Here is a 12,181-nt window from a genome sequence, read left to right on the forward strand (position 1 = left end):
AGGTTCTTTTTTATTCAATTGGCGTTATTTCTGAATTACAGGAATGCTCCTTATCCTTCACTGAAATGAAACAGCTGCCGGCGCATTCCGGGCGGCAGTATGTCTGTGTTAGGCTTATGCTACCTCCCAAAGCTGCTTTTGTAAAGATATTTTATGAATTAGAAAGATTCTTTTCATAGCGCTCACAGTGTTTCCCGCAGGACAATTTCAATGTATTCCTCCAGTTTCTGCCTTATGGAATCCCAGTCGTATCTCTGAACCGGGAAGATGCTGTCTGTTTCCTCGATTTTGGAGATAGGAAGAGAAATGCCGGTATTCCATTCGGAATCAAAGGGGATTACCCTGCATTGAATTGTTTCCAGTGCATTTGCTATCGTGTCGTTTACCATTGCTTTATAGCTTTTCAGCGCCCATTGCGCACCGCCGCCATGTGAGATAATCCCTGCGGGAAGATGATACAGTTCCGAACGGTAGGAATTATCCTTCCACCAGTGAAGAAAGGTGATCTGTTCCATTTTTTCCAGAAGCATGCTTACCTTGGCGGGGATGGGGGCGTAGTGGGGGGAAATGAAGAAAATACAGTCCGACAGTGTCAGTTTTTCGTAGATCTCATTAAAACCGGCATCCATATGGCAGCGTCGGGTGCTGAAGCAGCAGCCGCAGCCGGTACAAGGGGAAAGCGCATAGCTACGCAGGTCGATAATCTCGCAGGAGATGTGTTTCCTGGCGGCGGTTTGGGCAATGACTGCGCAAAGCTGCAGGGAGGTGCTTTCAGCTTTGCTGTTTAATATGTTGGAGCCTGAAATGCATGTGATTTTCATGAAGAACCTCCTTTAAAATAAGCTTTTTTCAAGTGATATTTTTTGATTGAAAGCTTTGAATCCATTTTATAAACTCTTATAAGTATCGCAGTAAAACGGCTTGAAATCAAGGCTTTCCGCGAACTTCTTAAATTCGTTATGATTCCTTATTGCGTGATTTTAGAAAGTCGGATACCATGTGACTATTTACAGGCGCACTTCAATTAAAGTAGAAAGTGTTGGAAAATGTAGTTAATTTTTTTATGAAGAATCAAATAGAGAGTGAAGAAAATTGATGTTTTTAGGAGGTAAGCAGTGTGATTTGGCCTATGATGCAAATGTTTGACGGAGATTGTGATGGCAAAATTCGACATAATTATGGACTACATTTTTATTATTATTTTGTGTCAAACACTGACAGATAGTCATATCACATTGAAACAAGCATATGTATATTGAAATGCTTGTATTTTGCTGATATACGTGGTACAATAAAAGAACAAGAAAGGAGGAATTTTATGGCACAGATTAGTTTACGTGTTGATGATGATGTGAAGCGTGGTGCTGAGCAAACCTTTGATGACATTGGTTTGAGTATGTCAACTGCAATCAATATCTTTTTGAAAAAGGTTGCCAGAGAGCGGCGTATACCCTTTGAATTGTCTGCTGATCCATTCTATTCCGAAAGCAATATGGCGCACTTGCGACGCGGTGTTGCCGCCCTTAATGCCGGAAAAGGCGTAGAGCATGAGCCAATTGAGGTAGAGGGTGAATGAAAAAGTATGGTTTGATGAAGCTTGGGAGGATTATCTGTACTGGCAGACACAAGATAAAAAAACGTTGAAACGTATCAATGCCTTGCTAAAGGATATAGAGCGAGGGAATTTTGATGGTATTGGTAAACCTGAACCGCTGAAGGGAGATTTGAGCGGCTTTTGGAGCAGACGTATTGATGATACAAACCGCTTTGTTTATCGTATCAATGACAATGTTTTGGAAATACTATCATGCCGTGGACATTATGATGGCTAGAGGACGGGAAACCGCCCTCTTTTCCTTTATAAAAGGCGGTGAGCATAATGGCCAAGACAGTTAATATCAACGGTTGCATTGATCCAGAAACAAAAGCCGGAGCAGAAAAACTTTTTGCCTGTTTTGGTATTACAGTTAATGATGTAATCAATATTATTTACGCAAATCTATCATGGAAGCAGGCTTGCCTTTCGTAAGGAAGCTGTCCCGGTACAACGCGGAGACAGAAGCCGCCATGCAGGAAGAAGGAGATATTATTAATGGTGATATCTCCATTAAAAGCTATCCCCCTGCCCGTGAATTGTTTGCAGAATCTGACGCAGAAATCGATGGTAAAAGATGTTACAGTTAGAAATAGCCGGACAATTCCGGAAAGATTACAGGCGGGTAAAAATGAGAGGATATGATATAAATCTGCTGAAAGATGTTATTCAAACACAAATTGATATCATGTCATAATGGAGACAAACGTAAAGGAGCAAATACATTGGAAAAGTTTATGAATCCCCCAGTCAGGCACAAATGGAATGCTGCCGATATCAGAGAGGAACACAGGCAGGGCAGAGATCTGAAGAGGATTGCCAAAAGGTACTGCATCACCAATAAAGAAGTCAGGGAATTGCTTGGAGAGCCAAAGCGGAAAGCGGGAAAGTGCGTATAATGTATAAGCGCCGGATAATACCTATTCCCGCGGTACGGACATATTTCGGGCAAGCGGCATTTTTTTGCCGGACAGGCCGTATTTTCTGGAATAAGCGCCGGGCGTAGTGCCAGTGTATTTCTTGAATACCCTGGAAAAATAATAAATATCCCTGAATCCGCACTTTTCAGCCACGTCGGAAATCCTGCTGGTGCCGTCCGACAGCAGCTGCCTGGCTTTGGAAATCCGAAGCTCATTCAGGTAAGCAAGGATCGTTTTCCCTGTGGCTTTCTTAAATAAACGGTTGATATAATCATAATTACAGCCGTATTTCTGTTCGATGAGGGCGCTGGTAATTTCCTCCGTGTAGCTGCTCTGGAAGAAAGTAAGGATATCATGGATAATCCGTGTGGAACGGCCTGTAAGCCCGAAGTTTTCTTCATACAGACAGGAATCGGTCAGTTCCCGTGACAGAAGAATGAGAAACTGCAGAAACAGGCACCCGGTATTCAGCTGAAAATGCTCCAGATGATTGTAGTGGGAAGCCTTGATCTGTTCCAGCAGTTCCGTCAGCTGCATTACAGCGCCTGGCTGGCCGATATGCATGTGCTTTGGCAGCAGAATGGGGGAAGCCGGATTTTTACGGATGGAACATTCATCTGTCTGAAGCGCGGCAAAACGGCTGCTGACAAGCTCGTTTTTTACCAGCTCCTCCGGTGCGGAGCATTCTGCCATCCGATCATGATAAAAGTGTATGTAAAAATACGTACAGGAGGAAGCCTTTGTGCCGCAGTGTACCAGATGAGGATCCAGGATGAGCATATCACCGGGCTTCAGCGCATATTCGCGGCTCCCTTCCTTCAGATACATTTCCCCTGAAAGTACAAAATAAAGTATGAATTCCTCTGTTTGTCTTTTTATATGGATGTGAGGCGGTTTTACGCTCACTTTATTTGTAAATTTAACTACGGGCATGCAGGTGCTGTCCATTTTATAAAAAAGAAAATCTTCCATTGTTTCTGCCTTTCCTGAAAATCATCTGACTGAAATGCTTCCATCTTTATGAGTATAGAAGCAATTATTGCTCATGGCAACGGATTTTTTGAAATATTTTTAATGATAATGGCAGCGCAATTACGCAGAGAAATAGTAAGCAGAAAGCAGCAGGTGATTCCGCCTTATTTTACCAAGGCGGAACAGGGATTGATTTGATTGACTTTGCATAAAGGGACAGGTATAATTCAGTTTATGATGTACATGTTGCCATATGAAGGGGGATTATTTATGGTTATGATTAAGGTACCTGAGTGCGGACAGGAAATTTCCGGCAAGGTTCAAAAGAGTACCTATTGCGGAAAGGTTTTGCTGAGGAGGACAAAAAAAGAAGCCGGATAACGTATAAGAAGACAGAAAAATAATAAGAGTACATAAGGGAGATTAATTCTATGGCATTAATTAAATGTTCAAAATGTGGATCAGAGATAAGCGGAGAAGCTTCTTTTTGCCCCAAATGCGGATGTCCTGTTGCGGGTTCGGCTGCGGCATCCAACAACAATAAGCAGAAGAAAATGATAATAATTATAACAGCGATTGTTATTTTGGCGGCAGCACTGATTGGATTTATAGTTTACAGGTCCGCCAATAAAACGGATAAGAGTGGTTATTATAATGGGTTGAAATGGGGAACATCATATGAAGAAGTCAAAAAACAAATAGACGATGATGTAATCAGTATTGAAAAGGATGGCAAAATTACTGTTGATTTGCAGAATTATGAGGGAAAAGAAGGAGTAAACTGCATATTATCTTATGAGTTTGAAAATGATTCATTAGATCAGGTAGCTTTATTTATCACGAATCTTGACAGCAGTTCTTACACCGATAATTCTCTGATTGAAGAATATACAAAGAAATTTGATGAATTATATGGTGATCACAGTCAGGATCTTTCTACCTACATATGGAAAACAGAGTATAGCAGTATTGAACTGACATTTCTGATGGACAATCTTTTTATAATAGAATACAAAGATATTAATAAAGCAGATTAGAATGATCGGAAGTGAAGCGATTCAGCCGGATGCAGTAAGTGTGACAGCATCCGGCTGATTTTATTTTAGTCTTCCGGTGCTCAGGAATCACTTTCTTGCGGACAGCACAGGCAGATTCCGAAGATCAGGAGCATCGGCGCCAGTTCCGGTATATTATATGGTAAAGTAAAAGAAACAGGGTAAATACATGCTGAAGGAAATGGAATACCGCAGAGAGGCGGCGCTGCAATATGCAAAGCAATGGGCGCTTGGAAGAAATCCCCGATATTATAATTTTGAAGAACTGGGAGGGGACTGCACCAATTTTGCTTCCCAGTGTATCTATGCGGGGAGCGGCGTCATGAATTATACGCCAGTGACGGGCTGGTACTATAACAGCAGCTCGGACCGCTCGCCAAGCTGGACAGGAGTGCAGTATCTTTATAATTTCCTCACAGGGAATAAATCCGTCGGGCCATATGCCGCTGCAACCGACGCCGCAGGCGCAGTGCCCGGTGATATTGTGCAGCTGGGAAACCAGAACGGGTACTATCACAGCCCGGTGATTGTCGCCGTGGAGGACGGCCGCATTTATGTGGCTGCCCATACCTATGACGCCTATATGAGGCCGCTGGATACGTATATCTACCCAAAGTCGCGTTTCCTGCATATTATAGGGGTTCGCAGCTGGTAAGCATTTGTAATGGGGCTGCCGTGGCTCCGGGAAAACGGACGGAATTAATTCAGCTTCCGGAATTCCAGTGGCGTTAGCCCGGTCATTTTTTTAAAGCTGGCTATAAAATGGCTGGCATCGGTAAAGCCCACTCTCTGTGCGATATCCTGTACGCTCATTCGCGGAAAGGTCAGGAGGAATTCCTTTGCCTTATTGATCCGGTAAACGGTCAGGTATTCATAGGCTGAACAACCAAGGAAACGGCCGAACAGACGGGAGAGGTACTGGGGGGTGATAAAAACCTGACGGCTTAAATCCAGCACTGTCAGCTCCTGCCCGTAATTTGTTTCGATCTCTTTTACCACAGGAGCCACATATTTCTCATAGAGAGGGTCTTTAATCAGGTCACGGGTATATACGCCGTCCACGAAATACATCAGCAGCCGGTAACAGTCGGCGGAAAGGGATTTTTCATCTACCGGAGGATTTTCATATTTTTCCATCACATCCCGGATCAGGGCAGCGATTTGCGCGCCCTGATCTTTTTCAATAAAAATGACGGATCTGTTTCCCAGCATTGTGACAATACTGCTTTCTATTGTTCCGGCAAAGGTGGCAAAAAGGGTAAACCAGCTGTCTGTTTTGCCGGAATAGGCATGCTCTGTAAAAGGTGCGATAAGAACGCCCTCCCCTTCATTCAGAAGATATTTTCTTCCCTGGATTTCAATTCGCCCGCAGCCCTTTTCCGTCTGCAGATAATGGTAGAGCGGATAGCCTTTGGGGCGCCGTACGCTTTCCTGGCTCCAGTGGTTGCCTACGGAATCAAAAGTGAAAGGCTCGCTGACAGGCGCGCTCCTGAAAATGATTGGCATGGTTTTTCTCCTGTTTCGAAATGTTATATTTTTTAGTTTAACATGTTACACATACCGTTGTCCATCCATAATATAATGTCAGTAAAGCTGGGGGAAGAGTCCTGCGGCAATGTAAATTTATGTAAAGAGAGGGAAAGACAGGATGGAAGGAAAATTTAAGAGGATTTTATACGGAGGGGATTATAATCCGAACCAGTGGCCCAGGGAAATCTGGGATGAGGATATGAGGATTTTCAGGGATGCGCGGATTAACAGCGCTACAGTGAATGTGTTTTCCTGGGCAAGGCTTCAGCCTTCGGAGGAGACCTATGATTTTGAACAGCTGGATGATATTGTGGACATGCTCAGCCGTGAGAATTATGATATAGTGCTTGCCACATCCACAGCGTCGCTTCCGGCATGGATGGTAAAGAACTATCCGGAGGTGGCAAGGACGGATTATGAAGGAAGACAGCATAAATTCGGCCAGAGACACAACGCCTGCCCCAACTCTCCAATCTACCGGAAATACGCAGAGGCACTGGCATCCAGACTGGCCGAGCGTTATGGAAGCAATCCTCACGTCACCTGCTGGCATGTGAATAATGAATATGGCGGGGAATGCTACTGTGAACACTGCGAAAAGGCTTTCCGTGTCTGGCTGCGCAAGAAATACGGAACGTTGGAAGCGCTCAACGCGGCGTGGAACATGGAATTCTGGGGACACACCGTTTATGACTGGGATGAAATCGTGCTGCCTAATGCACTGAGCGAGGGGATAGGCACTGGCAAAACCGCATTTGCAGGAATTTCCATTGATTACCGTCGTTTTATGTCGGACAGCATACTGGCTAATTTTACTATGGAAAGAGATGCCATCCGCCGTTATGATAAGGAAACGCCGATCACGACGAATCTGATGGGAACCTATAAAGGGCTGGATTATTTTAAATGGGCGAAGGAGATGGATATCGTTTCCTGGGACAATTATCCCCGTTATGATACGCCCTGGAGCTATACAGCATTAAGGAACGATCTGATGCGCGGGCTAAAGGATGCTCCCTTCATGCTTATGGAGCAGACGCCCAGCCAGCAGAACTGGCAGCAATACAATTCCCTGAAACGTCCGGGCCAGATGCGGGCGCAGAGCTATCAGACGCTGGCGCGGGGAGCGGATACCATACAGTTTTTCCAGCTGCGCCGCAGCAAAGGGGCCTGTGAAAAATTCCATGGCGCGGTCATTGCACATGCGGGGACGGAGGATACCAGGGTATTCCGGGAGGTAAAGCAGCTGGGGACCGAGCTGGAGAAGCTGGGCAATGCCACGTTGGGAGCCGTAAATGAAGCAGAGGTGGGAATTGTTTTTGACTGGGATAATTACTGGGCGCTGGAATATACAAGCGGGCCGTCCGAGGATTTGACCTATGTGGATCAGATTCAGCAGTATTACCAGTTCTTCTATGACAGAAATATTGCGGTACATATGATCCCCTGTGATGCGGATTTCGGCAGATATAAGATGGTGGTTGCCCCTGTGCTTTATATGGTAAAGGAAGGGGTAAAGGAAGCGTTGGAGAAATACGTGGAGCAGGGCGGCGTGCTCGTCACCACCTATATGAGCGGTATTGTGGATCAATCGGATAATGTTTACCTGGGAGGTTATCCCGGGCCGTTGAGAACCCTTGCCGGCGTGTGGGTGGAGGAAATAGATGCGCTTTCACCGAAGCAGTCAAATGAGGTGATTTTCCAGGACGGCACAAAAGCCTCCTGCGGGCTGTTATGTGAGCTTATGCATCTGGAAGGCGCCGAATGTCTTGCCAGATATGGTCAGGATTTTTACAGGGATATGCCTGCTGTGACAAAAAACAGGTATGGTGACGGTATAACCTATTATATAGGAACAAGAATGGAAGAAGGGCTTGAAAAGATCCTGGAAAGCGCCGTTTCGGATGCACAGGTAAAGCCAGTGCTTGAAGGAACGGACGGACTGGAGGCGGTTTGCAGGAAAAAAGATGGATGCAGCTTCTATTTTGTGATAAATTTCCAGGATAAGGCGCTGCCGGTCCCTCCCGCTCTCGCAGGCCATATGGATATGCTGACCGGGGAGACGGTAAAGGCGGGAGATATGCTTGCAAAATACGATGTAAGGATTGTGCGTGTGGAGGATAGTGCTTCACAGGAATAGCACAGAAAAGCATCAATGCAAAAATGGATGGCGGAAAGCCCGCTTCTTTTCAGGCAGGAAGCCAGACCTGCAAGAAAAGAAGCGGGCCTTTTGCCGTCCATCAGCTGTTTCCCACCCCGGGCAGCTCTGTCAGGGCACGGAAGCTGTAACCCATCCCTTCCCATTTTGTGAGCAGCTCATCAAGTATTTCACCATTTGTTTTTGAGGTATTATGAAGCAGCACGATGGCTCCGGGATGTACCCTTTTGAGCAGTTTATCGAAGGCCTCTTCGTGGGTCGGCTGCTTATCCTGATCCCAGTCCACATAAGCCAGGCTCCAGAAGAAGGTTTTATAGCCCAGATCTTTTGCGATTTGGAGATTATTTTCACTGTATTTTCCCTGGGGCGGCCGGTAGAACTTCATCATCGGCTGCCCTGTGGTCTGCTCATAAAGCGCTTCCAAATCTCCCAGTTCTTTGGCAAAAGCGTCTTTGTCCATCCGGGACATGTCCGGGTGATGGTAGCTGTGATTCCCCACGATGTGCCCCTCTGCCAGCATCCGTTTTACCAGATCCGGGCTGGTTTCCAGATAATTTCCCACCACAAAAAAGGTTGCCTTTACGTTATGCTTTTTCAATGCATCCAGGATTGCCGGCGTGTTCCCATTTTCATAGCCGCAGTCAAAGGTCAGATAAAGAACCTTATCCTGTGTATTTTCGGCGTAAAAGGCATCATATTTCGCCAGCTCCTCATAGGTGGCATTGGCAACCGGCGGTTTTCCGTCCTCCTGAAAGCTCAGTCCCCAGTTCCCTTCCGCAGGCAGGACCGCCGGCGCCATTGTGCTTCTGGTGTCCATGGCCTTTGCCAGAAAACGGCCTGCAAGGAAGGCCAGGACAAACAGAAAAAGCACCCCCGTCAGCCCTTTGATTTTTTCAAGTTTGTTCATGTGTCTGATTCCGGTTTTTCTTTCATTATATACATCAAAGGCCGGTTTAAGACTTGCAGAATTTTTAGCAAAATGTTAACACTGCCTGAAAAAAAGAAGGAATCCGCAAAAAACAGCGCAAAATCACGATTCTTAAGCGTGTAAGGTATTTTTATATGCAGTCTGCGGTAGAAAAATGAAGAAAAAGCTTGTAAGTTTTTGCCATATTCAACCTTGTTTTTTTGTAATATAATAACAAGCCGGGGCGAAACTGAGTGGTTCCGTCCCGGCTTGCAAAATTATAAAGACAGAATATGTAAAGAGGAGGAAGATAGGACATGACTGTAGCACAGATATTAGCTGTTGTTATTTTTGTGGCAATGTTCGGATTGATTGTGTCGGAAAAAATTGAACGGCACCTTGTATCCCTAGGATGCGGCCTTTTGATGATCGTCCTGGTTTTCGGCCTGAGCATGCACAGCATGCCGGCAATCTGGAACACACTGGCGCTGAGAGATTTTTTTACGGCAGGCTTCTGGTATCAGGCAAAGGAAGCGGCGGAATCCTCGTCCGGAATTAACTGGGCGACGATTCTTTTTATTGCGGGAATGATGATAATGGTGGAAGGCATGGGAAGAGCAGGCTTTTTCCGTTGGCTGTGCCTGCGTATTGCAAAGGCTGTAAAGTACCGGACAATTCCGCTTTTTATTACTTTTATGGTAATGTCCAGCATCCTGGCCATGTTTATTGACAGTATTACGGTAATCTTATTTCTGGCGGCGGCCACGGTGGAGCTGGCCCGTCTGCTGAAATTCAATCCGGTTCCAATGATTATTTCGGAAATTTTCTGCGCCAACCTGGGCGGCTCCGCCACCATGTGCGGGGATCCGCCGAATATTATTGTGGGAACCTCACTGGGATATTCCTTCAGCGATTTTATTACGAACACAGGTTATATTGCACTGATCGCCCTGGTGTTTACCATTGCTTATTTTTACTTCTGCTTCCGGAAGGAGCTGGGGCAGAGCGCGGCGGGAAAAGGGACGGTATCCTATCCGGATCCCAGGGATGCTATCGAAAATAAGAAGGATTTCATCATCAGCTGTATCATTTTTGCCTGTGCGGTAGTGCTCCTTATCACACATGCACAGACAGGGCTGACTGTGGCGGCCATAGGCGTTTTTATCGGCGTGGTGACCCTTCTTACGGCGGGCAGGGAGGCTGTAATCCTGTTGAAAAAGGTGGATTATAAGACACTCCTGTTTTTCATCGGCCTGTTTATTGTGGTAGGCGGACTGGAACAGACCGGAATCCTGGAGCTGATCGCCGGCTTTATTGCAAAAATAAGCGGTGACAACGCCATGCTCATGATCGCCATCGTCCTGTGGGTTTCAGCCATTGCCAGCGCTTTTGTGGACAACATCCCCTTTGCGGCTACAATGGTGCCGGTTATCAGGAGCCTGGCGGCGGCACAGGGCGTGGATCTTTCCGTGCTTGCCTGGACGCTGGCTATGGGAACCGATATCGGCGGCAGCGCAACACCCATCGGCGCTTCTGCCAATGTTGTGGGAATTTCCGTGGCGGCCAAGGAAGGACATATGATTGGCTGGGGAAAATACTGTAAATATGCGGCGCCGGCTACCATTCTCGTGATGCTGATCTCCATGTTGTGTATTTATGTCAGATATTTCTAGGAAGGAGAGACTGATGGACGGACAGATGATTATTTCCGTGGGACGTGAGTTCGGCAGCGGTGGTCATGTAATTGCCGAAGCGCTTGCCAAAAGATTCGGCTTGCCGTTGTATGACAGCAATCTTCTGGAACATATTGCGCAGGAGAAAAATATAGATCATACAGAATTGAAAAAATATGACGAGAAGCCTAAAAACAGGCTGCTTTCCAGGACGGTCCGGGGTTACTCCAATTCCGCGCAGGAAAACATTGCGTATATGCAGTTCGACTATCTGAAAAAAAAGGCAGAGAGCGGAGAATCCTTTGTGGTGGTAGGCCGCTGTGCTGAAACAAAGCTGAAGGGCTTTCCCGGCCTTATCTCCTTTTTTATCCTGGGGGATAAGGAAAAGAAGGCGGAGCGTGTGATGAAGGTATACGGCGTTTCCAGGGACGAGGCCCTGCATATGATGGAGCGGGAGGACTGGGAACGGAAAACCTATCATAATTACTATTGCAGGGGAAAATGGGGAGATTCCAGAAATTATGATTTCTCCATTAACAGCAGCAGGCTGGGTATTGACGGCACGGTGACGATGCTTGAAGAATATATCAGGGCTGCCACTCATTAACAATTTTCAGGCCGGCAGTTAGAAATGCACTTGCCATTAACCGTAAAAATGCTAAAATATAAGAAACGGCAGTTTTCGGCTGCCGGAATTCTACTAAGCTTGGGGGAAGTGTTATGGGGAAACAGTTGATTATTTCCGTAGGACGTGAATTCGGCAGCGGCGGCCATGTGATTGCAGAGGAGCTGGCCAGACGGTTTGAGCTTCCGCTGTACGATAATAACCTGCTGGAGCACATTGCTGAGGAAAAGGAGATTTCTCACGAAAGCCTGAAAAAGTATGATGAACGGCCGAAGAACAGGCTTTTTTCCAGAACGGTAAGGGGATATTCCAATTCCATGCAGGAGAATCTTGCCAATATGCAGTTTGATTACCTGAAAAAGAAAGCCGCAGCAGGAGAATCCTTTGTCATTGTGGGCCGATGCTCTGAAACGATTCTGAAGGGCTTCGACGGCCTGGTTTCCATATTTGTCCTGGGAGATCCGGATGTAAAGGCGGAGCGTATCAGAAAGGTCTACGGCGTATCCGAAGAGGAAGCCAGGCGTATGATGAAGCGGGAGGACTGGAACAGGAAATCCTACCATAATTATTACTGCAAAGGCAAATGGGGAGATTCCAGAAATTATGATTTCTCCATCAACAGCAGCAGGCTGGGAATTGAGAAAACAGTGGATATGCTGGAAAACTGCATCAGAGCGCGTATGGAATCAAATTGCTGAAACAGCAGCGGGACGGATACATATTTATTAACTGCATAAGGAGTAAAAG

The 12,181-nt window shown here is 46.1% G+C and carries 16 protein-coding genes; 12 read left to right on the top strand and 4 right to left on the bottom strand.

Annotated elements, in window-relative coordinates; translation table 11 throughout:
- Nucleotides 1-182 precede the first annotated feature (182 nt).
- A complete protein-coding gene (locus DXC51_RS24775; protein ID WP_117545607.1) occupies nt 183-821 on the bottom strand; it encodes a flavodoxin family protein in 639 nt (212 codons plus the stop codon).
- 497 nt (nt 822-1,318) lie between these two features.
- On the opposite strand from DXC51_RS24775, the gene DXC51_RS24780 reads away from it, so the two are divergent.
- From DXC51_RS24780 to DXC51_RS29700, 5 genes are all read left to right on the top strand, one after another.
- Complete coding sequence (locus DXC51_RS24780; RefSeq protein ID WP_117545608.1) at nt 1,319-1,576, top strand: type II toxin-antitoxin system RelB/DinJ family antitoxin; 258 nt, start codon at nt 1,319-1,321, stop codon at nt 1,574-1,576.
- Nucleotides 1,569-1,832: a Txe/YoeB family addiction module toxin gene (locus DXC51_RS24785; RefSeq protein WP_117545609.1), complete on the top strand. Its 264-nt coding sequence runs from the start codon at nt 1,569-1,571 to the stop codon at nt 1,830-1,832. Before DXC51_RS24780 ends, DXC51_RS24785 begins: the two co-directional genes overlap by 8 nt.
- A 47-nt stretch (nt 1,833-1,879) precedes the next feature.
- Entirely contained in the window at nt 1,880-2,029 is a 150-nt protein-coding gene (locus tag DXC51_RS30150) for a hypothetical protein (protein WP_243003268.1), read from the top strand.
- Complete coding sequence (locus DXC51_RS24790) at nt 2,005-2,184, top strand: toxin-antitoxin system antitoxin subunit (protein WP_243003269.1); 180 nt, start codon at nt 2,005-2,007, stop codon at nt 2,182-2,184. The genes DXC51_RS30150 and DXC51_RS24790 overlap by 25 nt, the downstream gene beginning before the upstream one ends.
- Before the next feature lie 135 nt (nt 2,185-2,319).
- Entirely contained in the window at nt 2,320-2,493 is a 174-nt protein-coding gene (locus DXC51_RS29700) for a hypothetical protein (protein ID WP_181970192.1), read from the top strand.
- Nucleotides 2,494-2,514: 21 nt separating this feature from the next.
- Here DXC51_RS29700 and DXC51_RS24795 read toward each other — a convergent pair whose 3' ends face one another.
- A complete protein-coding gene (locus DXC51_RS24795) occupies nt 2,515-3,486 on the bottom strand; it encodes a helix-turn-helix domain-containing protein (protein ID WP_117545610.1) in 972 nt (323 codons plus the stop codon).
- Nucleotides 3,487-3,534: 48 nt separating this feature from the next.
- Here DXC51_RS24795 and DXC51_RS29705 point away from each other — a divergent pair, with 48 nt between their 5' ends.
- The 3 genes from DXC51_RS29705 (at nt 3,535) to DXC51_RS24805 (ending at nt 5,196) form a co-directional block, all read left to right on the top strand.
- On the top strand, nt 3,535-3,684 hold the full coding sequence (locus tag DXC51_RS29705; protein ID WP_181970193.1) for a hypothetical protein: 150 nt from the start codon (nt 3,535-3,537) through the stop codon (nt 3,682-3,684).
- Between the two features lie 233 nt (nt 3,685-3,917).
- Nucleotides 3,918-4,523, top strand: a complete 606-nt coding sequence (locus DXC51_RS24800; RefSeq protein WP_021637090.1) for a zinc ribbon domain-containing protein — start codon at nt 3,918-3,920, stop codon at nt 4,521-4,523.
- A 190-nt stretch (nt 4,524-4,713) separates the two neighbouring features.
- On the top strand, nt 4,714-5,196 hold the full coding sequence (locus DXC51_RS24805; protein ID WP_334294622.1) for an amidase domain-containing protein: 483 nt from the start codon (nt 4,714-4,716) through the stop codon (nt 5,194-5,196).
- 44 nt (nt 5,197-5,240) lie between these two features.
- On the opposite strand, the gene DXC51_RS24810 is transcribed toward DXC51_RS24805, so the two are convergent.
- Nucleotides 5,241-6,047 (bottom strand): AraC family transcriptional regulator, encoded by an 807-nt coding sequence (locus DXC51_RS24810; protein ID WP_102289216.1) that lies wholly within the window; start codon nt 6,045-6,047, stop codon nt 5,241-5,243.
- 142 nt (nt 6,048-6,189) lie between these two features.
- On the opposite strand from DXC51_RS24810, the gene DXC51_RS24815 reads away from it, so the two are divergent.
- Nucleotides 6,190-8,211 (top strand): beta-galactosidase, encoded by a 2,022-nt coding sequence (locus tag DXC51_RS24815; protein ID WP_117545612.1) that lies wholly within the window; start codon nt 6,190-6,192, stop codon nt 8,209-8,211.
- 100 nt (nt 8,212-8,311) lie between these two features.
- On the opposite strand, the gene pdaA is transcribed toward DXC51_RS24815, so the two are convergent.
- A complete protein-coding gene (pdaA, locus tag DXC51_RS24820) occupies nt 8,312-9,136 on the bottom strand; it encodes a delta-lactam-biosynthetic de-N-acetylase (protein WP_117545613.1) in 825 nt (274 codons plus the stop codon).
- Nucleotides 9,137-9,453: 317 nt separating this feature from the next.
- Between pdaA and DXC51_RS24825 the strand changes: the two genes are divergently transcribed.
- The 3 genes from DXC51_RS24825 to DXC51_RS24835 all read left to right on the top strand — a co-directional run bounded on the left by DXC51_RS24825 (nt 9,454) and on the right by DXC51_RS24835 (nt 12,132).
- Complete coding sequence (locus tag DXC51_RS24825) at nt 9,454-10,809, top strand: ArsB/NhaD family transporter (RefSeq protein WP_102289214.1); 1,356 nt, start codon at nt 9,454-9,456, stop codon at nt 10,807-10,809.
- Between the two features lie 13 nt (nt 10,810-10,822).
- Nucleotides 10,823-11,416: a cytidylate kinase-like family protein gene (locus DXC51_RS24830; RefSeq protein WP_035322272.1), complete on the top strand. Its 594-nt coding sequence runs from the start codon at nt 10,823-10,825 to the stop codon at nt 11,414-11,416.
- Between the two features lie 113 nt (nt 11,417-11,529).
- A complete protein-coding gene (locus tag DXC51_RS24835; protein WP_117545614.1) occupies nt 11,530-12,132 on the top strand; it encodes a cytidylate kinase-like family protein in 603 nt (200 codons plus the stop codon).
- Nucleotides 12,133-12,181 lie beyond the last annotated feature (49 nt).

The organism is Eisenbergiella massiliensis (assembly GCF_003435485.1).